Below are 21,318 nucleotides of genomic sequence, written 5' to 3' on the forward strand. Positions count from 1 at the left end.
TTGATGGGCTCGCCCGTCCCCTCCGGGGAAGGTTCACCAGGTGCGTCGGCGGCGACCAACACGTCGCCAGGCCTGAAGGCGCCGACGCGACGCGGCACCGAACTGGTGATGCTGTCGTTCGCCGCCGGTCTCGTGACGCTCGCTCTCATCCTGGTCGAACTGAACCAGGAGCGCTCGCTGAGCCTGAGGATCCTCTACCTCGGTCTCGCGTACCTCGGACTCTTCGCTTGTGCCCACCTCGCCGTGCGCAGGTGGGCGCCGTACGCCGACCCGGCGATCCTGCCGTGCGTCGCGCTGCTCAACGGGCTCGGCCTGGTGGTCATCCACCGGATCGACCTGGCCCTGGAAGGCACCGTCTTCCCGGACGGCTCGACGTGGGACCCGGTGGCCTTCAAACAGGTCATCTGGACCGGCATCGGGTTGTTGCTGTTCGCGGCCACGTTGAAGTTCCTGCCCGACCACCGGATGCTCGCGCGGTTCGGCTACACGTTCGGCCTCGTCGGACTGGTCGCGCTGCTGCTTCCCGGTGTGCTGCCCGGTTTCATCGCGCCGACGATCAACGGCGCGAAGATCTGGCTGCGCATCGGACCGTTGTCCATTCAGCCGGGTGAGTTCGCCAAGATCCTGCTGATGGTCTTCTTCGCCGCGTTCCTCGTGTCGAAACGGGACCTCTTCACCGTGGCGGGCCGCCGGTTCCTCGGCATGGACCTGCCCCGTGCCCGTGACCTCGGCCCGCTGTTCGCGGCCTGGGGCGTCACGGTCGCGGTCATGGTGCTGCAGAAGGACCTCGGCTCCTCGCTGCTGTTCTTCGGCATCGTGCTCGTGCTGCTCTACATCGCCACCGAACGCGCGGCGTGGGTCGTGCTCGGTCTCGGCATGTTCTCCGGTGGCGCGATCATCGCGTGGAAGTTGTTCACGCACGTCCAGCAGCGCGTGGCGAACTGGCAGGACCCGATCGCGCGCTACGACGTGGTCGGCGGCGGTTACCAGATCTCGCAGTCGCTGTTCGCTCTCGCGACCGGCGGCATCGGCGGCGCGGGCCTCGGCGCCGGCCGTCCGGAGATGATTCCCGAGGCCAACACCGACTTCATCACCGCCGTGATCGGCGAGGAGCTCGGGTTCGTCGGCTTCGCGGCGCTGCTGCTGGTCTACATGGTCTTCGCGTTGCGCGGCCTGCGCGGTGCGATCGCCGTGCGCGACAGCTTCGGCAAGCTCCTGGGCGGCGGTCTCGCGTTCGCGGTCTGCTTCCAGGTGTTCATCGTCGTCGGCGGTATCACCAAGCTCATCCCGATGACGGGTATCACCGCCCCGTTCCTGTCCTACGGCGGTTCGTCCCTTCTCGCGAACTACATCCTGGTCGCGTTGCTACTGCGAATTTCCGCGGCGGCCAGGGCCCCGCAGCGGGTCGCGAAGCCGAAACCGCAACAACCGGCTATCGCTGACCAGCACACTGTGATGGTGGAGCGTCCCAAATGAACACACCGCTCCGCCGCGTCGGCATGGCCATGATGGTGATGATCCTGCTTCTGCTGGGCAACGCCACGTGGGTGCAGGTGATCAACGCCGACGAGTGGCGCAAGAACGCCTACAACCGCCGGGTGCTGCTCGACGAGTACGCCCGCAAGCGCGGTCTGATCACGGTCGCCGACGGCACGGTGATCGCGGACGTCAAGGAGACGAGCGACCGTCTCCGGTTCCTGCGCACCTACAACAACGGCCCGGTGTACGCGCCGGCGACGGGGTACCTGTCGGTCACCTACGGCACCTCCGGCATGGAGCGCGCCGAGAACGACCTGCTCAACGGCTCGGACGACAGGCTGTTCGCGCGCCGTGTCTCCGCGTTGATCACCGGTCGTGACCCGGTCGGCGGCAACGTGCAGCTCACCCTGAACGCCAAGGTGCAGCAGACCGCGTACGACCAGCTGACGGCGAAGGGCTTCACCGGTTCGGTCGTCGCGATCAAGCCGGACACCGGCGAGATCCTCGCGATGGCGAGCACGCCGTCCTACGACCCGAACCTGCTCGCGAGCCACGACGCGAACGAGCAGGCATCGGCGTGGAAGCAGCTCACCGCCAAGGACTCGAACGACCCGCTGATCAACCGCGCGACGCAGGCCCTCTACCCGGCAGGCTCGACGCTGAAGGTCGTCGTCGCGGCGGCCGCGCTCGCCGACGGCAAGAACAAGGACACGCAGTACACCGCCAAGGGATCGATCACGCTGCCGGGCAGCCAGACGCCGCTGCCGAACTTCAACGGCACCCCGTGCGGCCCTGGCGAGACGGTGCCGATGGAGACCGCGCTCGCCAAGTCGTGCAACACGGCGTTCGGTGAGATGGCGGGCCAGCTCGGCGCGAACAAGCTGCGCCGGCAGGCGGAGAAGTTCGGCTTCAACGACGCGGACCTCGCGGTGCCGCTGGTCGTCGAGACCTCGACGCTCGGCCCGATCCCCGACGACGCCGCGCTCTACCAGACCGGCATCGGCCAGCGCGACGTGCTGATCACGCCGCTGGAGAACGCGGTGGTGGCGGCGACGATCGCGAACAACGGCAAGCGCATGCAGCCGTACCTGGTGTCGAAGATCCTCGGCCCGGACCTGAAGTCGATCGAAGACACCAAGCCGGACCAGGTCGACACCGCGATGACCACGGCCAACGCCAACGCCCTGCGCGACATGATGATCCAGTCCGAGATCAACACCGGTGGCGAGGGCCGTCTGCAGAACGTGCAGGTGGCGTCGAAGACCGGTACCGCGGAGCAGGGCAACGACGCGTTGAAGAACAACCCGCACGCCTGGTACATCGCGTTCGCGCCGGCGCAGAAGCCGGAGATCGCGATCGCGGTCATCGTGGAGGACGGTGGCGACCGCGGTCTGGGCGCCACCGGCGGCAAGGTCGCGGCCCCGATCGGGCGCGCCGTGATGAACGCGTACCTGGCAGGCCGCTGATGCTGACCAAGGGCCAGCTCCTCGCCGACCGCTACCGCCTGAGCAGGCGGATCGCGGTCGGTGGCATGGGCGAGGTCTGGGAAGCCGCGGACGACCGGCTCGACCGCCGCGTCGCGGTGAAGGTGCTCAAGGCGGAGCTCTCCGGAGACCCCGAGTTCCTGCACCGGTTCCGCGTCGAGGCGCGGATGACCGCGTCGCTCAACCACCCCGGCATCGCGTCGGTGCACGACTACGGCGAGACCGCGTCCGTCACCGACGGACCGGAGGACACGGCGTACCTGGTGATGGAACTCGTCGAGGGCGAACCGCTCGCGACGATCATCTCCCGCGGCCGGCTGACCGCAGAGGTGACGCTGGACCTGCTGGAGCAGACCGGGAACGCGTTGCAGGCGGCCCACGAACGTGGACTCGTGCACCGCGACGTGAAGCCCGGCAACATCATGGTCACGCCGTCGGGGAAGGTGAAGATCACCGACTTCGGCATCGCGAAGGCCGTGGACGCGGCACCCGTGACGCGGTCCGGCATGGTGATGGGCACCGCGCACTACATCGCTCCCGAGCAGGCACTTGGTGGCGAGGCCGAACCGGCGAGCGACGTTTACTCGTTGGCAGTGTGTGGCTACGAGTGCCTGGCCGGTCACCGGCCGTTTCTGTCGGACAACGCGGTGACCGTCGCGATGATGCACATCCGCGACATCGCACCGCCGTTGCCGCCGGACGTTCCGCCTGGTGCGCGGGCGTTGATCGAGGCGACGCTGGTGAAGGACCCCCGGCAGCGCTACCGGACGGGTGGCGAGTTCGCCGCGGCCGTCAGCGCGGTGCGGGTGGGCCAGCCGCTTCCGACGCCGTCCGGGTTCACGATGCCTCCGGTGATCCCGCAGCAGGTGCAGGCACCACCGCCTCCGCCGCCGCAGGCGTCACAGCCGCTGCCGATTCCACCGCAGATGGCGCACCACCAGGGAGGGCCGGGACGTCCCGGCACCCATCCGACCATGCAACCGGCGCACCAGACGGGCATGCAACAGGTGCATCAGACCGGAATGCAGCCGGTGCACCAAACCGGAACGTTCACTCCCATGCCGACGCCACCGGGGAGAAACCGGACCGCCGTCTGGGTTATGGTCGCTCTTCTGGTGGCAGTGCTGCTGATCCTTGGCGTGTTCCTCCTGTGGAAGTACACCGTCAAGCCGAACGACAGCACCGGGCAAGGTGGCCGGCCGACGACGTCCAGCACGGCGAACTCGAACGCCCCGGCGAACGGTCAGCCCGACTCCGCGGACCGGATTCCGGGCAGTTCACCGAAGCGGATCGACGAGGACGACTACATCGGCCGTTCCGGCGACGAGGTCAGCATCGCGCTGATCGACCAAGGCATGGAACCCAAGGTGCAGAGCGCGCAGGGCACGCCACCGGGCGACTTGAAGAAGTGCCGGGTCACCGCCATCGCGCCCACAGGCGATGTGCAGGTCGGCTCGCAGGTGAAGGTGACGTGCGCGCCATGAGCAACACAAGAACCGAGTTCGGAATACCGTCGACGAGGAGCGGGACGAAGCACCGATGAGCACTCCGCGACTGCTCTCAAACCGCTACGAACTGGGTGAGACTCTCGGGTACGGCGGCATGTCCGAGGTCCACAAGGGGCGGGACGTCCGCCTCGGCAGAGACGTGGCGATCAAGGTGCTGCGAGCTGACCTCGCCCGTGACGCCCAGTTCCAGGAAAGGTTCAAGCGCGAGGCCCAGAACTCGGCCGCCCTGAACCACCCTGCGATCGTCGCGGTGTACGACACCGGCGAGACGCAGACCGAGTACGGCCCGCTGCCGTACATCGTGATGGAGTTCGTCGACGGTCGGACGCTGCGCGACATCGTGAAGACGCAGGGCCCGCTGTCGGGCAAGCGCGCCATGGAGGTCATGGCCGACGTCTCGGCCGCGCTCGACTTCAGCCACCGGCACGGCATCGTCCACCGCGACGTGAAGCCGGCCAACGTGATGATCACGAAGTCCGGCGCCGTGAAGGTGATGGACTTCGGCATCGCCCGTGCGCTGCACGACGGTCAGGCCGCGGTCACCCAGACCGCCGCGGTGATCGGCACTGCCCAGTACCTGTCGCCGGAGCAGGCGCGCGGCGAGTCCGTCGACGGCCGTTCCGACGTCTACGCGGCCGGTTGCGTGCTGTTCGAACTGCTGACCGGCGAGCCCCCGTTCACCGGTGACTCTCCCGTCGCGGTCGCGTACCAGCACGTGCGGGAGGACCCGAAGGCGCCGTCGCAGCTCAACCCCAAGGTCTCGCCGCAGCTCGACGCGATCGTGCTGAAGGCGATGTCGAAGGGCCCGGCGAACCGCTACCAGTCGGCTGCGGAGATGCGCGCCGACCTGGTGCGCGTGCTGTCGGGTCAGCGCCCGTCCGCGCCGGCCGTCATGACGGCCGAGGACCGCACCGCCGTGATGAACGAGCAGGCTGCTGCGCGTTCACCGCGCACGCAGGTCGTGTCCGGCGGAAGGCACCGCCCGGCGGCGTTGAAGTCGGAGCCGGACGACGACTACGACCCGATCGCCGACGAGGAAGAAGAGCGTCGCGCGAAGCGCAAGAAGGCCATCATGGTCACGTTGGTGGTGATTCTGTGCGTGGCCGTGCTCGGCCTCGCCGCGTGGATCACCGCGAACGTCATGAACACCGGCAACGAGGCGGCGGAGAAGGTCCCCGTCCCGTCGATCGTGGGCCTGAGCCCCGTGGAAGCCTCGGAGAAGATCACGAAGGCCGGCCTCGTGCCGTCCCAGGAGACAGTGGCCTGCGAGCCCGGTCCGAGCGGCGCCGCGGCGAAGTGCACGGCCGACCAGATCAACAAGGTGATCGGCACGAACCCGCCGGAGGGCACCCAGGTGGCGAAGGGCGGGCAGGTCACCATCTCCGTCGGCGCGCCTCCCGGTGAGGGCGTCGCCCCCGACCTGAAGGGCAAGACCCCGCAGGAGGCCCAGGCGATCCTGGACAAGGACCCCAACGGCTTCAAGCTGCAGCAGAGCGACCAGACCACCGAGGTCGACGACACGGCCAAGGTCGGCAAGGTCGCTTCGCAGAACCCCGACGTCGGCGTGAAGCTGAAGAAGGGTGGCACGATCACCATCCAGCTCGGCAGGGCGCCGGAGAAGCAGAACGTGCCGAACGTCGTCGGTGACGACCAGGCCGACGCGCGCCAGACGCTGGAGGGTTCGGGCTTCAAGGTCGTCATCGAGCCGGTCGACAGCGCCAAGCCCGAGGGCCAGGTCCTCTCGCAGAACCCGGCGCCGAACAGCAAGGCCGCCAAGGACACGGCGGTGACGCTGAAGGTCTCGAAGGGCAACCAGATCGAGATGCCCGACCTGAACGGCCTGACCGAGAACGAGGCCTCGAACAAGCTGAAGTCGCTGGGCTGGAACGGAAACCTCAACGTCCAGGAACAGCAGGTCGGTACCCCGGATCAGAACAGGAAGGTCCAGTCGCAGAACCCGGCCAGGGGTTCCGCGATCACCAAGGGGGCGACGGTGACGATCACCGTCGGCAAGTTCGGGATCATCACGTCGTAGCGCTCGAGCACTTTCGGGGCGGCTTCCCTCTGGGGAGCCGCCCCTTTGCTTTACAGGCGGGCGGCTGCGGCGAGCGTGCGCATGCCGTTCTCGAGCTGCGCGACCGTGGCTTCCGGAACCTCGAAGCCGCAGACCTTGAGCCAGTTGGCGAGCATCCGGTGGCCGCCGTCGGTCAGCACCGACTCGGGGTGGAACTGCACACCCTCGACCGGGAGTTCCTTGTGGCGCATGGCCATCACGATGCCGGTCTCGGTCTTGGCGGTGACCTCGAACTCCGCGGAGATCGTCTCCGGCAGCACCGTCAGCGAGTGGTAGCGGGTCGCGATGAACGGCTGCGGCACCCCGCCGAGAACACCCTTGCCCTCGTGGAAAACGATGCTCGTCTTGCCGTGCAACAACTCTGGCGCGCGGTCGACCGTGCCACCCCACACCACGCCGATCGCCTGATGGCCGAGGCACACACCGAAGACTGGCTTGCCGATGTCGGCGCACTTCTTGATGACGTCGATGCTGGCACCCGCGCGCTCCGGCGTACCGGGCCCAGGACTGACGAGCACACCGTCGACCTCGTCGATCTCGTCGAGGTCCACCTCGTCGTTGCGCCGCACGACGCACTCGGCACCCAGCTGAGCCAGGTACTGGACGAGGTTGTAGACGAAGCTGTCGTAGTTGTCGACCACGAGCACGCGCATGAAGAGAGCCTAGTCGGTCGCGTCGAGTGAGTTAGCTCTCGTCCGCGTTGAGGTTAGGCTACCCTAAAATAGGTGTCATGAGTCGCTCCTTGCGCGTCGCGGTAGTCGGCGCCGGCCCGGCCGGCGTGTACGCCGCCGACATCCTGACCAAGTCCGACGTCGACGCGCAGATCGACCTGTTCGAAAAGCTCCCGGCGCCCTACGGCCTCGTCCGCTACGGCGTCGCGCCCGACCACCCCCGCATCAAGGGCATCGTGGGCGCACTGCAGAAGGTGCTGGACCGGCCGTCGGTCCGCTTCTTCGGCAACGTCGAGTACGGCGTCGACATCAAGCTCGACGACCTGCGCCAGTTCTACGACGCCGTCATCTTCTCTACCGGCGCCTCCGCCGACCGCGCGATGGACATCCCGGGCATCGACCTGCCGGGCAGCTACGGCGCCGCGGACTTCGTGTCCTGGTACGACGGCCACCCGGACGTCCCGCGCACCTGGCCGCTGACGGCCACCTCGGTAGCAGTGCTCGGCGTCGGCAACGTAGCCCTGGACGTCGCCCGCATCCTCGCCAAGACCGCCGACGAACTGCTTGTGACGGAAATCCCCGCGAACGTCCACGAGGGTCTTGCCGCCTCCCCCGTCACCGACGTGCACGTCTTCGGCCGCCGAGGCCCCGCGCAGGCCAAGTTCACCCCGCTGGAACTGCGCGAACTGGACCACTCACCGAACGTCGAGGTGATCGTCCACGCCGAGGGAATCGAGTTCGACGAGGCCTCGATGCACGCGATCAGGACCAACAAGCAGGTCGAGATGATCGTGAAGACCCTCCAGGAGTGGGCGATCCGCGACGTGGGCACCCGCCCCCGCCGCCTGCACCTGCACTTCCTCGAAGCACCGGTCGAAGTGCTGGGCTCGTCCTGCGTCACGGGCCTGCGCACCGAAACCCAGGAACTGACCGGCGACGGCAACGTCCGAGGCACCGGCGTCCACACCGACTGGGACGTCCAAGCCGTGTACCGCGCGGTCGGCTACCTCTCGACGCACCTCGCCGACATCCCGTTCGACCACGTCTCGGGCACGATCCCCCACCAGTCCGGACGCGTGCTGGACCTGGACGAGGTGCCGATCCCCGGCGTCTACACGACCGGCTGGATCAAGCGCGGCCCGATCGGCCTCATCGGCCACACCAAGGGCGACGCTCTGGAGACCATCACCAGCCTCTTCGAAGACGCACCCGGTTTGCCTCTCGCCACCTCGCCCGCACCGGCATCGGTGGTCGAGTTCCTGGCGCAGCGCGGCGTGCCGTTCGTGACCAACGAGGGCTGGAGCAGGCTCGACGCACACGAGATCGCCCTGGGCGCGGCGCACGGCCGCGAGCGCGTGAAGGTCGTGTCGCGCGAGGAGATGACCTCGGTCTCAAACGGCTGAGAAGGCTTGAACGGCTGACCGCCGTTCCCCGATGAAGCCGCCATCGCGTGTGGGCGCGGTGGCGGTTTCACTTATTTCGGTCGCGCCGGGCCGGACACTGGGCGAGTGAGCCCTGACCTGCGCGACCGCCTGCTGCGCCTCAACGTGAACCAAGCCGACAACACGATCGACCCGGAACAGGTCGTGTGGCTCGCGTGCGACCTGTTGATCGCCGGTCTCGACTCCCCCGCACTGCAGGAACTCGCCGGCGAGTCACCGACCCGTCTGGAGCAGAGCGACGCCACCGCGCTGGTCAGACAGGTGCTCGCCGAACTCGACATCGTGCTGATGACCGAGGAGGAGGCCGACTGGTTCCTCGGCCGCGAAACCGCCGTGAAGATCCTCGCCGGTGCACCCCGCGCCGAGTGGAAGAACGCCACCTGGCGGATCACCATCAAGGTGAACGACGAGAACGACGGGGTCTACGCGGCGTTGAACACCTACGAGTACGACCCGGAGCCGTTCCGCGGCTATGTCCGCGAGTACCTGCGAATCGCCGAGAAGCAGCTCACTGGGTGGTGACGTTGTTGAACGGCAGCTTCGGTTCCGCCCATGGGAACACCACGAACATCAGCAGCCCGATGATGCCGACGACCAGCACGACGGCCTCGATGACCCGCAGGAACAGCGGGCCCGGCAGGTGCCGCCAGATCCAGCCGTACATCAGCCCTCCGTCATCTCGGGCGGCACGAAGCCGTCGGCCACCGGGTAGCTCTTGGTCTCGATGGCGTGCACGATCAGGCGCTGCTTGTCGGAGAAGCGCGGGTGGCAGGTCGTGAGCGTGAGCAGGCGGGCCTGTTTGTCGGCCGGGACCGCGGCGCCCACCTGGTGCGGGATCGGGGCGATGACCTCGCCCTGCGTGGGGACGACGATCTCCTGGCCGACTGTCTTGGAGTAGGCGTCGCCCAGCGTCGTGGAGAGCGGTGCCACGCCGGTGCAGGCGGCTTCCTTCGCCTTCGGGTTCGTGGCCCAGCCGGCTACCTCGCTGCTCATCGGCAGTACGCGGTAGACGAACCACTGGGTCTGGGTCTGGACGACGACCGCGTTGCAGGATTCGAGCAGGTCCAGGTCGTTGAACGGCGCGCCCTTGCCGACGCGGTGGCCGGCGATGGAGAAGTTGCCGGCCTCGCCTGGCTGGGCGGTGTCCTTGTAGTGGCCGGGGCCGATTTCGAGGTGCTTGTCGGTGGTGCCCTCGACCACGGAGAACTTCCAGTCGTTGCCGAAGACCGGGATGTACATCTTCGCGAAGGCCTTGCCCTCGATGAGGTTGAGCTTCGACTGGCGGTTCGGGTCGGCGGGCGGGGGCGTGACGACGTTCGAGTCCCATTCGGAGTCGAGTGCGGCGGTCGCGTCCTGCTGCTTCTCCGCGGAGAGCAGGTCGGTCACGTAGACCTCGTAGACGACGAACAGCAGGACGATCAGGCCCATCGTGATGAGGGCTTCGCCGACGCCGCGCACTGTTTTGCGCGCCATGCTGTCCGGCGGCAACGCGTCCTTGGCCGCGGGCTCGTCGTCGTAGTACTCGTCATCGCCGTAGTCGTCGTAATCGTCCTCGACGCGCGGGATCACCTCGGTGGGCGGATCGACCGGGCGGGGACGCGGCGGCATCGGGCGCGGAGGCATTCCCCGCGGTGGCGTTCCAGGCGGCACGGGCGGCGTTCCGGGAGGCGGACCGGGACGGCCCGGCACCGGGATTCCGCGCACGGGAGTGCCCGGCGGCGGGGTCCACGGGGGCGGGCTCTGACGGTGCTGCGCCTGGCCGTTCGGAGGCAGGCTTCCGGAGAAGGCGCTGGTGAACTGGGTTGCTTCCGGCGGAGGCAGCGGTCGGGGAGCTGGAGTGGCCCGCGGGTGCTGAAGGTCATCACGACGGGGTGCAGGACGCCGTGGTGGCGGCTGCTGCGGTCCCGAGTTCACCTGAGAACCTCCGCGCGCACTGTGAACTGAAAACAACTGCGTCTACAAGGATGGTTCGCTGACCACCGCCGCTACGTTAACGTGTCTCCTGAGTAGTGCACGTAAACTCGCGTCACTCACGGATATCCACGTCAGGCGAGGACAGCATGCCCAAGTCGAAGGTCCGGAAGAAGGCGGTCTACACCGCACCCACTGACCGCCGCACGCCGGTCAAGGTCAAGGCAGCGGGGCCGTCTCACCCGGTCTACGTCGTTGTCATGCTCGGCTTCATGCTGCTGGGCCTCGCGTGGCTGGTCGTCAACTACATCGCCGCCGAGAAGATCCCGTTCATGCTCGAGCTGGGCGCGTGGAACTTCGCGATCGGCTTCGCGCTGATGATCATCGGCCTGCTGATGACGATGCGCTGGCGCTAGGCGCCCGCAGCTCACTGTTCGTACAGGTCGGCCCGGACGTCACACGTCCGGGCCGACCTTTGTTCGCGTCGCGTTCACCTGGTTCATCCGAGCGTCACCGAAGCACACAGCTGTAAGTCATCCCCATTGGGGACAAGTCCTGTGGACAACTTTGCACCAAAATGCACAAGCGACGGTTTTCCCTCATGCGGACCCGTTCAGTTGTCCACATTTCATGCGGGACACTCGACAGTGTGACTCGTACCTGGTCCACTCCCGCCCCGCTGGTCGCCGTCGCGTGGGTGGTCGCCATCGCCCTTGCCGTCGCGGCACTGACCGTCGACGACAACGCGGGCCGTCTCCTCATCGGACTGGCAACGCTGCTGGTCACCTACCTCGCGGCGTTCGCGACGATCGCGCGGCCGAGGCTCACCGCGGACGTCGACGGCTTGGCCGTGCGCGGGTTCGCGAGCACGACGCGGCTGCCGTGGCACGAGGTGAAGGTCAAGCTGCAGACCACCCGCCGGCTCGGCAGGGAACAGCAGACTTTGGAACTCGACGCCGACGACCGTCTCGTGGTGCTCACGAGAGTGGACCTCGGCGCCGATCCCGAAGAAGTCGCCGGAGTGCTCCACGCACTGCGGCCGTGAATCGGTTCTAGCGGCACGTCCTGGCGTACTCCAGGACGAGTTCGGCCGCCGTGTCGAGTTCGGCGGCGCGCAACGCGAACATGCCGCCGAGCAACAGCAGCGCCACCGCGACCGCACCGATCTGGTACAGGTTGCGGTTCTTCTGCGGTGCTTTGACCATCGCGAGCGTCAGCAGGCCGCCGATGACGAACCCGCCGAGGTGCCCGAGCAGCGAGGCGTTGGTGAAGAGGTTCGACACCAGGTTGATGCCGACGATCACGACGATCGTCGAGATGTCCCGCTTCTGCCGCTTGAACACGATCAGCAAGGCGCCCATCAGGCCGAACACCGCGCCGGACGCGCCGGCGAGCTGCTGGCAGACGGTGCCGAAGTAGAACGCCGCCGCACTGCCGCCGAGCAGCGACAGGAAGTACACGGCGCTGTACCGCAGCTTGCCCAGCTCCTGCTCTACGACAGGGCCCACCACGAAGAGCGCGGCCATGTTGAGAGCGAGGTGGATCAGGCCGAAGTGCATGAAGCCCGACGTGAGGATGCGCCACCACTCACCGTTGGCGGTGAGTTCCGGGATCATCGACGTCGCCGTGAACAGCCCTGCGCGCTGGTTGTTCATCGGGCTGCCGGACTGGAAGACCGTGACGACGTACGCCAGCACGTTGAGCGCGATCATCACCTGCGTGATGATCGGCCGGCCGGTCGAGACCACCGCGCCCGCGGACGTGCGGGCTTGGCGGACCGTGCGGGCGCCTTCGTTCACGCAGTCGACGCACTGCATGCCGACCGAGGCGTCGCGCAGACAGTCCGGGCACGCCGGACGGTCGCACCTGGTGCAGCGCAGCCGGGTGGGCCGATCGGAATGACGCACGCAGACCGGGGTCTCCGGCTGCGCTCCGATCGGCCCGTCCGGTGGCACGGGGGCGTTGCTCACGCGCGTTCGATCGTGATCCGCTCGATCTTGATGTCGTTGACCGGACGGTCGCCCGCACCGGTCGTGGTGCCGCCGATCGCGTCGACGACGTCGCGCGACTCCTGGTCCGCGACCTCACCGAAGATCGTGTGCTTGAAGTTCAGCCACGTCGTCGGCGCCACGGTCACGAAGAACTGCGAGCCGTTGGTGTTGGGTCCGGCGTTCGCCATCGCGAGCAGGTAGGGCTTGTTGAACTGGAGTTCGGGGTGGAACTCGTCGCCGAAGCGGTAGCCGGGGCCACCGCGTCCGGTGCCGGTCGGGTCACCGGTCTGGAGCATGAAGCCCGCGATGACGCGGTGGAACAGGGTGCCGTCGTAGAACGGGCCCGAGTTCGTACCACTCGCGTTCGCCTCGGTGTAGGTCTTCGTGCCCTCGGCGAGAGTCACGAAGTTCGCCACCGTCTTGGGGGCGTGGTCGGGGAACAGGTTGATGCGGATGTCGCCCTGCGTGGTGTGCAGGGTCGCCGTCACCTTGGTCCCGACGAAGGATTCGTTGCTGTCAGCCACCACCCCATCGTGCCATCCACGGGCGGAGATGTTCAGAAAGGGGCACGATGGGTACCCCTGTGACAATCACCGGACGACAACGTGTGGAGCAGAGGATGGACGAGGTGGACGTCATGACCCGTGCCGGCGAGAACGTTGGCAAGGCTGTCGGCACCGGTCTGAAGGCCGCGCGTCAGGGTGTCGTTCGCGCTGGTCACACCGCTGAAGCCAAGCTCGCTGAGCGTGGCATCACGGCCGACCAGGTTCGCGGCGCACTCGTCGAGCGGGCTGACACGCTCATGGGCAAGGCCGAGGACTGGGAGAAGCAGACGCGTCGCTCTCGCAAGCGCCTCGCGAAGAAGAGCGCGAAGACGCGCTCCGACCTCATGGGCAAAGCCGAGGTCGTGCGCAAGGAAGTGAAGAAGGCGGCGAAGGGCGCGCGCAAGGACGCGAAGGTGCGTGCGAAGGAGATCCGCAAGGCCGCGGCCCAGCTCGGTGCGGACGCGCCGAAGCGTCGCCGCTGGCCGTGGGTGCTCGGTCTCCTGATCGCGGCCGCGGCGGCTGGCTACGTCGCGATGACGCGCCGGCCGCAGGAAGTGCATCTGCAGGACGACGAGGAGCAGGCCCCGCACGCGGAGCCCGTCCTCAACGGGCAGGTGCCTTCGCAGAAGGAGCCGATCAGGTAGTTCGAATCAGAGCTTGAGGCCCTTGATCGCTTCTTCGGCGATGCGGCGGGCCTTGATGGACTGCTTCTGATTGCTTGTGACGACCACAGCGGCGTCGCTCTTCGCTACGGCGTAGACGACGCCGCTGTCGTTGTTCACGTACCCTCCGGTCCAGCCGGTGGGCGAGTTCGCGGGCTGTGAACCGTCCGGCGCCGCGTCGTTCACGATGAGCTTGGCGACCTTTTCGTCACCCACGTACACGCGCACGGTCAACTGAATCTCAGTTGCGTTCGCGTAAAAAAAACACGCTGGGTGAGGCTCGTCCGTTGACAGTTTCACTCTGGGTACAAGCTGTCCGTTGGCCTGCGCGACGAAACTGGTCGCCAGGTACGGGCAGGTGCCTTCATTCGCGGGCTTGGGCGCGGGCGGCACCGTCGCAGCCGCGCTGGTCGTGGCGGGGGCCTGCTGGTTCTGGGGCGCGGGCACCGGCTTGCTGGGGACGACATCTGGGCCACAGGCGGCGAGCAGGCCGAGCAGGGGCAGCAACAGTGCTCGTTTCATAGGGGCAACAGTCAACCAGATACCTAAAGCGCCTCAAGCGGGACACTCTAAATTGGTCCATACCTTTTGTGCCCTGCCCCTTGCCCCGCGCCTTTGGAAGGACACCGCTCATGGAGTTCCTGGAGCAACGACGAGAGCACGCTGTCGCACTCTTCCGCATCGTCATCGGACTGTTCTTCGTGTTCCACGGGGTGCAGAAGCTGTCCAAGGGAGTCGAGCTGCTGTCCTGGCCCGCCGGCCCGATGGCTCTCATCGAACTGATCGGTGGCGGCCTGATCCTCGTCGGCCTGTGGACCCGCTGGGCGGCGCTGCTCAGCTCCGGCGCCATGGCCTACGCCTACTTCGTGGTGCACCAGCCGAAGGGACTGCTGCCGATCGAGAACGGCGGCGAACTCGCGGCCGTCTACTCGTGGGCGTTCCTGTTGCTGGCGTTCACAGGTGCCGGTGCCTGGAGCATCGACACGCTGCGCAAGTCGCCGAAGAAGTCACTCACCGCGGCGTGATGTGATGCGCGGAATGCACTGATGCCCCGTTCGCAGCGTCGCGAGCGGGGCATCAGCACTAAGCGAACTACTGAGATTGGGCCTGTCGACGCCGGAGGCGCGGCGGCCGGGGTCCGGGGTCCGGGGCTTGTCTCCGGCGTGGGGCCTGGGGGCTCGGCCCCCAGAAAGCACTCGGAACGTAAAAGGCTCGCGCTCTTTGCGAGCACGAGCCATCCATACGTGGAGACGAGGGGAATCGAACCCCTAACCCCCGCCTTGCAAAGGCGGTGCTCTGCCAATTGAGCTACGTCCCCAAGCCTGGGGGCGGCGAACCGCCCGTCAGAGCAAAGATCAGTCGGTGGGAGCGGTGGCCTCGCGCCACAGGTCCGCGTCGGCCTTCGCCGAACGGCTGCGCTTAACGAAGAACAGGACCGCACCGGCGACCACGACGAGTGCGATGATCTTCTTAGCCACTCTGAACCCCTCCAAAGACAGTTATGCCCCGACTACCGGACCAGCCTACAGGCTTCTTGGGTCTTCGGCCGGGGCTCCGGAACTCAACGTCCGGACAGAATCGAGATAGTGATTCGAGAGAAGTTTCGAATCGAGTGGGCCTAGGAGGACTTGAACCTCCGACCTCTTCATTATCAGTGAAGCGCTCTAACCGCCTGAGCTATAGGCCCTCGATCAAACTGTCACCCCTCGGGGCGACGAGGAGAACCTTACAGGATCGTCCTCGCCGCTCCCAAATCGGGGGTCACTCACGCTCGGAGAGCGTCAACTCCAAGCCACCGGCCAGATCCGCGGACACGTTGTAGACGAACGCGCCCACGGTTGCGAGGGCCGTGAACAGCACGATGTTGACCGCGCCGATGATCGCCGAGACGCCGAACACGCGACCGGCACTGATCAGCGGTTCGCCCGGCTCGTTGGCCTGGAGCAGGTCGTTCGCGGTGCTGTTGATCTTGTCCCAGACGCCCATGCCGTGCAGCACGCCGTAGAGCACGCCGACTGCCACGAGCCAGACGAAGAACAACGCGACGCCGAGCACCAGGGCGAGCTTGAGCACCGACCACGGGTCGACGCGCTTCACCTGGAGCGAGGCGCGGCGCGGGCCGCGGCCGGGGCGGCGGGCCGACGGGGTGGACGCCGCGGGGCGGGCGCTGTTGCCCATGTTCACCGACGTGCGGCTGCTGCCCAGGCCCACCGGCACGGCCGAGCCCGTGACCACGGGCTTCTGCACCTTGACGGTGTCCGGGTCCGTGACCGGGAAGGCCGGCGACGGTTCGGCGGCCGACGGAGTGGGCGGTGCGGACGGCGCCACGTACGTCTCCGTCGCGTCGTGCTGCGAGGCCTCCGTGTCGTTCGTCACTCGCTGCCAGGGTGGCGGTGCCGAGACGACGACCGGCTCGTCGGCGACGGGCGCGGCCGGAGCCGCGGGTGCCGTGGTGCCGAGCGAGACCGTCTTCTCCTCTACCGGAGCAGACGGTGCGGGAGCAGGTGCCGGGGCCGGAGTCGCGGCGGGAGCCGGAGCAGGAGTCGCGGCCGGTGCGGCCGGCTTCTCCTGAGCCTTCTCCTTGGCGGGTGCGGCGGGAGTGGCGGCCTCGGCCGCCTTCTCCGCCGACACCGGCTTGGTCTTGTCCTGCGCGTTTCCACCCGAGGAACCGGAGGCCGCCGAAGCGGTCGAGTCCGCCTTCTCCGCAGTTTTCTGGGGAGTCGGTTTGGTGATCACCGCGGTCTTGTCCGCGTCCCGACCTTCGCGGTTCTCGGGTGGAGTCACGAGCTTGTCCTTGACCTCTCGCTAGCGATTCCGACTACTCAGCCGAGTCGGTGGGGGTGGCTGCCAGGTCGGCGGCAGAATCCTCCGCAGCAGACGCTTCACTGATAGTGACGTCGCTGGGCTCATCCGCGTTGCGTGCGACGGCGATCAAAGTGGTGCTCTCGCCGAGGTTCATCAGCCGCACGCCCTTCGTCTGCCGTCCAGCCTTGCGCACCTGCTCGGCTCGGGTCCGGATGACCCCGCCCGTCGAGGTGATGGCGTAGAGCTCGTCGTCAACGTCGACGATGAGCGCGCCCACCAGCCTGCCACGTCGGCGGTCGTGCTGAATGGTCAGCACACCCTTGCCGCCACGGCCCTGGACCGGGTAGTCCTCGATCGGCGTTCGCTTCGAGTACCCACCGTCCGTCGCGACCAAAACGAACAGGCCCTCTTGGACGACGCCGACGGAAAGCAGCTCGTCATCGGCGTTGAACCGCATGCCCTGCACACCTGACGTGGCGCGACCCATGGGGCGCAGCACGTCGTCGGTCGCGTGGAAGCGGATCGACTGGCCGTCGGCGGAGACCATGAGCAGGTCGTCGTCGGCCGAGCAGAGCACCGCTCCGACCAGCTCGTCGTCCTCGCGCAGGTTGATGCCGATAAGTCCACCCGATCGGTTGGAATCGAAGTCGGAGAGCTTCGACTTCTTCACCAGACCCTTGCGAGTGGCGAGCACCAGGTACGGCGACACGAGGTAGTTCGGGATCTGGATGACCTGCGCGATCTCCTCCTCCGGCTGGAACGCGAGGAGGTTCGCGACGTGCTGGCCACGGGCGTTGCGGTTCGCCTCAGGCAGTTCGTACGCCTTCGTGCGGTACACACGGCCCTTGTTCGTGAAGAACAGGATCCAGTCGTGCGTCGAGCACACGAAGAAGTGCGCGACGATGTCGTCCTGCTTGAGCTGCGCGCCCTGAACGCCCTTGCCGCCGCGCTTCTGCGCCCGGTAGAGGTCGGTCTTGGTGCGCTTCGCGTAGCCGGTGCGCGTGATCGTGACGACCACGTCCTCGACCGCGATCAGGTCCTCCATGGACACGTCGCCGTCGAACGGGATGATCTGCGTGCGGCGGTCGTCGCCGTGCTTGTCCACGATGGCCATGAGCTCTTCGCGCACGATGGTGCGCTGGCGCTCCGGCTTCGCGAGGATGTCCTTGAGGTCCGCGATCTCGATCTCGATCTCGGCCAACTGGTCGATGATCTTCTGGCGCTCCAGGGCGGCCAGGCGGCGCAGCTGCATCTCCAGGATCGCGTTCGCCTGGATCTCGTCGACGGCGAGCAGGTCCATCAGGCCCGTGCGCGCGATGTCCGGCGTCTGCGACCGGCGGATCAACGCGATGACCTCGTCGAGGTGGTCGAGCGCCTTGACCAGGCCGCGCAACACGTGCGCGCGCTCCTCGGCCTTGCGCAGGCGGAACCTGGTCCGCCTGATGATGACATCGATCTGGTGCTTCACGTAGTGGCGGATCATCTGGTCGAGCCGCAGGGTGCGCGGCACGCCGTCGACCAGCGCCAGCATGTTCACGCCGAACGAGTACTGCAGCTGGGTGTGCTTGTAGAGGTTGTTCAGCACGACCTTCGCCACCGCGTCGCGCTTGAGCGTGACCACGATGCGCATGCCGCGGCGGCTGTTCGACTCGTCCGCGATGTTCGAGATACCGGTGAGCTTCGCGTCGCGCACGAGCGCGGCGATGTTCTCGACGAGGTTGTCCGGGTTCACCTGGTACGGCAGCTCGGTGACGACCAGGATCGTGCGGCCCTTGGCGTCCTCGTCGACCTCGATGACCGCGCGCATCTTCACCGAGCCGCGGCCGGTGCGGTACGCGTCCTGGATGCCCGAGTTGCCGAGGATCTGGCCGTACGTCGGGAAGTCCGGGCCCTTGATCCGCTCGATCACGGCTTCGAGGGTCTCCTCGTCGGAGGCCTCCCAGTTGTCCAGCGCCCACACCACGCCCGACGCGACCTCGCGGAGGTTGTGCGGCGGGATGTTCGTCGCCATGCCGACCGCGATGCCCGAGCTGCCGTTGATCAGCAGGTTGGGGATGCGGGACGGCAGGACCGTCGGCTCCTGGATGCGGCCGTCGTAGTTGTCGCGGAAGTCGACGGTCTCTTCCTCGATGTCCGCGAGCATCTGCATGGCCAGCGGGGTGAGGCGGCACTCGGTGTAGCGCATGGCGGCGGCCGGGTCGTTGCCCGGCGAGCCGAAGTTGCCCTGGCCGTCGATCAGCGGATACCGCAAGGCCCACGGCTGGGCGAGCCGCACCAGCGCGTCGTAGATCGACGAGTCGCCGTGCGGGTGGTAGTTGCCCATCACGTCGCCGACGACGCGGGCGCACTTGTTGTAGCCGCGGTCCGGCCGGAAACCCGAGTCGAACATCGAGTAGAGCACCCGGATGTGGACGGGCTTGAGTCCGTCGCGCACGTCCGGCAGTGCTCGGCCGACGATGACGCTCATCGCGTACGCGATGTAGGAGTTCTGCATCTCCTGCTGGATGTCGACCGGCTCGGTGCGGTCGTGCTCCGGCGGAAGGGTCGTCTCAGTCACGGTTCTTCTTTCCTCTTCGCCAGCCGTGGATGTCTAGAAGGGACCGGACTCAGACGTCCAGGAACTTCACGTCCTTGGCGTTGCGCGTGATGAACGAGCGGCGCGCCTCGACGTCCTCACCCATGAGCACGCTGAACAGTTCGTCGGCGGTGGCGGCGTCGTCCATGGTGACCTGGAGGAGCACCCGGTTCGCGGGGTCCATCGTGGTCTCCCACAGTTCCTCGGCGTTCATTTCGCCGAGACCCTTGTAGCGCTGGATGTTGTCGTCCTTGCCGAGTTTCTTGCCCGCCGCGAGACCTTCCCTGATCAGGCCGTCGCGCTCGCGGTCGGAGTAGGCGTACTCCGGCTCGATGCGCTGCCACTTGATCTTGTAAAGCGGCGGCTGCGCGAGGTAGACGTGGCCGTGCTCGATGAGCGGCTGCATGAAGCGGAACAGCAGCGTCAGCAGCAGCGTGCGGATGTGCTGACCGTCGACGTCGGCGTCCGCCATCATGATGATCTTGTGATAGCGCAGCTTCGACAGGTCGAACTCGTCGTGGATGCTCGTGCCCAGAGCCGTGATGATGCTCTGGACCTCGTTGTTCTTCAGCACGCGGTCGATGCGCGCCTTCTCCACGTTGATGATCTTGCCGCGGATCGGCAGGATGGCCTGGTACATGGAGTCCCGGCCTTCCTTGGCCGAGCCGCCGGCGGAGTCACCCTCTACGACGTAGAGCTCGCACTCCTCCGGGTTGGTGGAGCGGCAGTCCTTCAGCTTGCCCGGCAGGCCGCCGATGTCGAGCGCGCCCTTGCGGCGGACCAGCTCACGGGCCTTGCGCGCGGCCATGCGGGCCTGAGCCGACGAGACCGCCTTGGTGACGATCGTCTTCGCCTCGTTGGGGTGCCGCTCGAACCAGTCGGCCAGGTGCTCGTTCGTCGACTTCTGCACGAACGACTTGGCCTCGCTGTTGCCCAGCTTGGTCTTCGTCTGGCCCTCGAACTGGGGCTCCTTCAACTTCACCGAGATGATCGCGGCGAGACCCTCGCGGATGTCGTCACCGGTGAGGTTGGTGTCCTTCTCCTTGAGCAGCTTCTTCTCGCGCGCGTACTCGTTGACGACGCGCGTCAACGCGGCGCGGAAGCCCTCTTCGTGCGTGCCGCCCTCGTGCGTGTTGATCGTGTTCGCGAACGTGTAGACCGAGGCCGTGTAGCCGGTGTTCCACTGCATCGCGACCTCGACCTCGAGGTCCTCGCCCTTCGCCTCGAACGCGATGACCTTCTGGTGCACCGCTTCGCGCGTGTGGTTGATGTGGCGGACGAAGTCCTCCAGACCACCCGGGTAGTGGTAGACGCGTTCCTTCACCGCGGCCCGGTGGCCCTCGGCGTCGGCTTCCTCGTCCTCCTCCGAGACCCGCTCGTCGCGCAGGACGATGGTGATCCCCTTGTTGAGGAACGCCATTTCCTGCAGGCGGCGCGCGATCGTCTCGACGTTGTAGGTCGTGGTCTCGAAGATCTCCGGGTCGGCCCAGAACGTGGTCGTGGTGCCGGTCTCGTCGGTCGCCTCGCCCTGGCGCAGCTCGTGCGCGGGCTTGGAGGACTCGTAGCGCTGGGTCCAGACGTGACCCTGGCGCCTGATCTCGAGGTCGACGGCGGTGGACAGCGCGTTCACCACGGAGATGCCGACGCCGTGCAGACCGCCGGACACCGCGTAGGAGTCGCTGTCGAACTTGCCGCCCGCGTGCAGCTTGGTCATGACGACCTCGACGGTCGGCACGTTCTCGACCGGGTGCATGTCGATCGGGATGCCACGACCGTCGTCGATCACCCGGACGCCGCCGTTGGCCAGCAGGGTGACGTCGACCTTCGTCGCGTAACCGGCCATCGCCTCGTCGACGGAGTTGTCCACGACCTCCTGGACCAGGTGGTGCAGACCGCGCTCGCCGGTCGAGCCGATGTACATGCCCGGCCTCTTGCGCACTGCCTCGAGGCCTTCGAGGACGGTGATCGAGGACGCGCCGTACTCATTCTTCTTAGCTGACACGGGCCTGGAGTCTCCTCGCTGATGCGGGCAGAACCCGCACGGTGATGGGTGACGCTTCTGTGATTCTACCGGTGCACCCCGACAGAACGGGGCCAAGGACACCTTTGATTCGGTCACAGAGCGCCTCAAGCGCCATCAGACGGGTCAGGACCGCTGAAACGGGGGTTCA

The 21,318-nt window shown here is 67.1% G+C and carries 19 protein-coding genes, 2 tRNA genes and 1 pseudogene; 10 read left to right on the plus strand and 12 right to left on the minus strand.

The features are described 5' to 3' along the window. Nucleotides 1-3 precede the first annotated feature (3 nt). Genes OG205_RS32520 through pknB form a run of 4 tightly spaced genes read left to right on the plus strand, consistent with a single transcriptional unit; the run spans nt 4 to nt 6,506 of the window. On the plus strand, nt 4-1,476 hold the full coding sequence (locus OG205_RS32520; protein WP_330271757.1) for an FtsW/RodA/SpoVE family cell cycle protein: 1,473 nt from the start codon (nt 4-6) through the stop codon (nt 1,474-1,476). Further along, a complete protein-coding gene (locus OG205_RS32525) occupies nt 1,473-2,945 on the plus strand; it encodes a peptidoglycan D,D-transpeptidase FtsI family protein (RefSeq protein ID WP_330271758.1) in 1,473 nt (490 codons plus the stop codon). Before OG205_RS32520 ends, OG205_RS32525 begins: the two co-directional genes overlap by 4 nt. Continuing rightward, a complete protein-coding gene (locus OG205_RS32530; protein ID WP_330271759.1) occupies nt 2,945-4,447 on the plus strand; it encodes a serine/threonine-protein kinase in 1,503 nt (500 codons plus the stop codon). Before OG205_RS32525 ends, OG205_RS32530 begins: the two co-directional genes overlap by 1 nt. A gap of 55 nt (nt 4,448-4,502) precedes the next feature. Further along, nucleotides 4,503-6,506: a Stk1 family PASTA domain-containing Ser/Thr kinase gene (gene pknB / locus OG205_RS32535; RefSeq protein ID WP_330271760.1), complete on the plus strand. Its 2,004-nt coding sequence runs from the start codon at nt 4,503-4,505 to the stop codon at nt 6,504-6,506. Nucleotides 6,507-6,556: 50 nt separating this feature from the next. Here pknB and OG205_RS32540 read toward each other — a convergent pair whose 3' ends face one another. Further along, nucleotides 6,557-7,198, minus strand: a complete 642-nt coding sequence (locus OG205_RS32540; protein WP_330271761.1) for an aminodeoxychorismate/anthranilate synthase component II — start codon at nt 7,196-7,198, stop codon at nt 6,557-6,559. Between the two features lie 77 nt (nt 7,199-7,275). Between OG205_RS32540 and OG205_RS32545 the strand changes: the two genes are divergently transcribed. Together OG205_RS32545 and OG205_RS32550 are read left to right on the plus strand one after the other, a co-directional pair. Beyond that, the gene (locus OG205_RS32545; RefSeq protein WP_330271762.1) at nt 7,276-8,619 is read left to right on the plus strand and encodes an FAD-dependent oxidoreductase; all 1,344 of its coding nucleotides are present in this window, start codon (nt 7,276-7,278) and stop codon (nt 8,617-8,619) included. A 105-nt stretch (nt 8,620-8,724) separates the two neighbouring features. Next, on the plus strand, nt 8,725-9,180 hold the full coding sequence (locus tag OG205_RS32550; RefSeq protein WP_330271763.1) for a hypothetical protein: 456 nt from the start codon (nt 8,725-8,727) through the stop codon (nt 9,178-9,180). On the opposite strand, the gene OG205_RS32555 is transcribed toward OG205_RS32550, so the two are convergent. After that, nucleotides 9,167-9,322, minus strand: coding sequence for a hypothetical protein (locus tag OG205_RS32555; RefSeq protein ID WP_330271764.1), 156 nt, complete (start codon nt 9,320-9,322; stop codon nt 9,167-9,169). The two genes, OG205_RS32550 and OG205_RS32555, sit on opposite strands and share 14 nt — an antisense overlap. Beyond that, nucleotides 9,322-10,266: a class E sortase gene (locus OG205_RS32560; RefSeq protein ID WP_330271765.1), complete on the minus strand. Its 945-nt coding sequence runs from the start codon at nt 10,264-10,266 to the stop codon at nt 9,322-9,324. The genes OG205_RS32555 and OG205_RS32560 overlap by 1 nt, the downstream gene beginning before the upstream one ends. A 452-nt stretch (nt 10,267-10,718) precedes the next feature. Here OG205_RS32560 and crgA point away from each other — a divergent pair, with 452 nt between their 5' ends. Continuing rightward, nucleotides 10,719-10,985, plus strand: coding sequence for a cell division protein CrgA (gene crgA / locus OG205_RS32565; RefSeq protein WP_030465604.1), 267 nt, complete (start codon nt 10,719-10,721; stop codon nt 10,983-10,985). Between the two features lie 233 nt (nt 10,986-11,218). Beyond that, entirely contained in the window at nt 11,219-11,614 is a 396-nt protein-coding gene (locus tag OG205_RS32570; protein WP_330271766.1) for a PH domain-containing protein, read from the plus strand. 7 nt (nt 11,615-11,621) lie between these two features. Here OG205_RS32570 and OG205_RS32575 read toward each other — a convergent pair whose 3' ends face one another. Together OG205_RS32575 and OG205_RS32580 are read right to left on the minus strand one after the other, a co-directional pair. Continuing rightward, entirely contained in the window at nt 11,622-12,539 is a 918-nt protein-coding gene (locus OG205_RS32575; protein WP_330271767.1) for a rhomboid family intramembrane serine protease, read from the minus strand. Next, nucleotides 12,536-13,084 (minus strand): peptidylprolyl isomerase, encoded by a 549-nt coding sequence (locus OG205_RS32580; protein WP_330271768.1) that lies wholly within the window; start codon nt 13,082-13,084, stop codon nt 12,536-12,538. Before OG205_RS32580 ends, OG205_RS32575 begins: the two co-directional genes overlap by 4 nt. 95 nt (nt 13,085-13,179) lie before the next feature. Between OG205_RS32580 and OG205_RS32585 the strand changes: the two genes are divergently transcribed. Continuing rightward, a complete protein-coding gene (locus OG205_RS32585; protein ID WP_330271769.1) occupies nt 13,180-13,749 on the plus strand; it encodes a hypothetical protein in 570 nt (189 codons plus the stop codon). A 6-nt stretch (nt 13,750-13,755) separates the two neighbouring features. Here the strand turns inward: OG205_RS32585 and OG205_RS32590 are convergent, their stop codons facing one another. Further along, nucleotides 13,756-14,289, minus strand: a complete 534-nt coding sequence (locus OG205_RS32590; RefSeq protein ID WP_330271770.1) for a DUF2020 domain-containing protein — start codon at nt 14,287-14,289, stop codon at nt 13,756-13,758. A 110-nt stretch (nt 14,290-14,399) separates the two neighbouring features. Here OG205_RS32590 and OG205_RS32595 point away from each other — a divergent pair, with 110 nt between their 5' ends. Then, complete coding sequence (locus tag OG205_RS32595; RefSeq protein ID WP_330271771.1) at nt 14,400-14,792, plus strand: DoxX family protein; 393 nt, start codon at nt 14,400-14,402, stop codon at nt 14,790-14,792. Nucleotides 14,793-15,012: 220 nt separating this feature from the next. Here OG205_RS32595 and OG205_RS32600 read toward each other — a convergent pair. The 6 genes and pseudogenes from OG205_RS32600 to gyrB all read right to left on the minus strand — a co-directional run bounded on the left by OG205_RS32600 (nt 15,013) and on the right by gyrB (nt 21,149). After that, nucleotides 15,013-15,085, minus strand: a tRNA-Ala gene (locus tag OG205_RS32600). Between the two features lie 40 nt (nt 15,086-15,125). Beyond that, a pseudogene (locus tag OG205_RS32605) lies at nt 15,126-15,245 on the minus strand (DLW-39 family protein); the annotation flags it as partial. Between the two features lie 135 nt (nt 15,246-15,380). Next, nucleotides 15,381-15,454, minus strand: a tRNA-Ile gene (locus OG205_RS32610). A 74-nt stretch (nt 15,455-15,528) separates the two neighbouring features. Next, nucleotides 15,529-16,143, minus strand: coding sequence for a DUF3566 domain-containing protein (locus OG205_RS46830; protein ID WP_442916844.1), 615 nt, complete (start codon nt 16,141-16,143; stop codon nt 15,529-15,531). 442 nt (nt 16,144-16,585) lie between these two features. Further along, nucleotides 16,586-19,129, minus strand: a complete 2,544-nt coding sequence (gene gyrA / locus OG205_RS32620) for a DNA gyrase subunit A (protein WP_330271773.1) — start codon at nt 19,127-19,129, stop codon at nt 16,586-16,588. 49 nt (nt 19,130-19,178) lie between these two features. After that, a complete protein-coding gene (gene gyrB, locus OG205_RS32625) occupies nt 19,179-21,149 on the minus strand; it encodes a DNA topoisomerase (ATP-hydrolyzing) subunit B (protein ID WP_330271774.1) in 1,971 nt (656 codons plus the stop codon). Nucleotides 21,150-21,318 lie beyond the last annotated feature (169 nt).

The organism is Lentzea sp. NBC_00516 (genome assembly GCF_036346835.1).
In the GTDB taxonomy this organism is placed as follows: Bacteria; Actinomycetota; Actinomycetes; order Mycobacteriales; family Pseudonocardiaceae; genus Lentzea; species Lentzea sokolovensis.

Excerpts from the sequence above, each read along its gene's own strand:
- OG205_RS32555 (WP_330271764.1), bottom strand. The coding sequence starts at position 9,322 with ATGTACGGCTGGATCTGGCGGCACCTGCCGGGCCCGCTGTTCCTGCGG.
- OG205_RS32525 (WP_330271758.1), top strand. The coding sequence starts at position 1,473 with ATGAACACACCGCTCCGCCGCGTCGGCATGGCCATGATGGTGATGATC.
- OG205_RS32540 (WP_330271761.1), bottom strand. The coding sequence starts at position 7,198 with ATGCGCGTGCTCGTGGTCGACAACTACGACAGCTTCGTCTACAACCTC.
- OG205_RS32530 (WP_330271759.1), top strand. The coding sequence starts at position 2,945 with ATGCTGACCAAGGGCCAGCTCCTCGCCGACCGCTACCGCCTGAGCAGG.
- OG205_RS32585 (WP_330271769.1), top strand. The coding sequence starts at position 13,180 with ATGGACGAGGTGGACGTCATGACCCGTGCCGGCGAGAACGTTGGCAAG.
- OG205_RS32590 (WP_330271770.1), bottom strand. The coding sequence starts at position 14,289 with ATGAAACGAGCACTGTTGCTGCCCCTGCTCGGCCTGCTCGCCGCCTGT.
- OG205_RS32545 (WP_330271762.1), top strand. The coding sequence starts at position 7,276 with ATGAGTCGCTCCTTGCGCGTCGCGGTAGTCGGCGCCGGCCCGGCCGGC.
- OG205_RS32560 (WP_330271765.1), bottom strand. The coding sequence starts at position 10,266 with ATGCCGCCGCGTCCCCGCCCGGTCGATCCGCCCACCGAGGTGATCCCG.
- crgA (WP_030465604.1), top strand. The coding sequence starts at position 10,719 with ATGCCCAAGTCGAAGGTCCGGAAGAAGGCGGTCTACACCGCACCCACT.
- OG205_RS32595 (WP_330271771.1), top strand. The coding sequence starts at position 14,400 with ATGGAGTTCCTGGAGCAACGACGAGAGCACGCTGTCGCACTCTTCCGC.
- OG205_RS32520 (WP_330271757.1), top strand. The coding sequence starts at position 4 with ATGGGCTCGCCCGTCCCCTCCGGGGAAGGTTCACCAGGTGCGTCGGCG.
- pknB (WP_330271760.1), top strand. The coding sequence starts at position 4,503 with ATGAGCACTCCGCGACTGCTCTCAAACCGCTACGAACTGGGTGAGACT.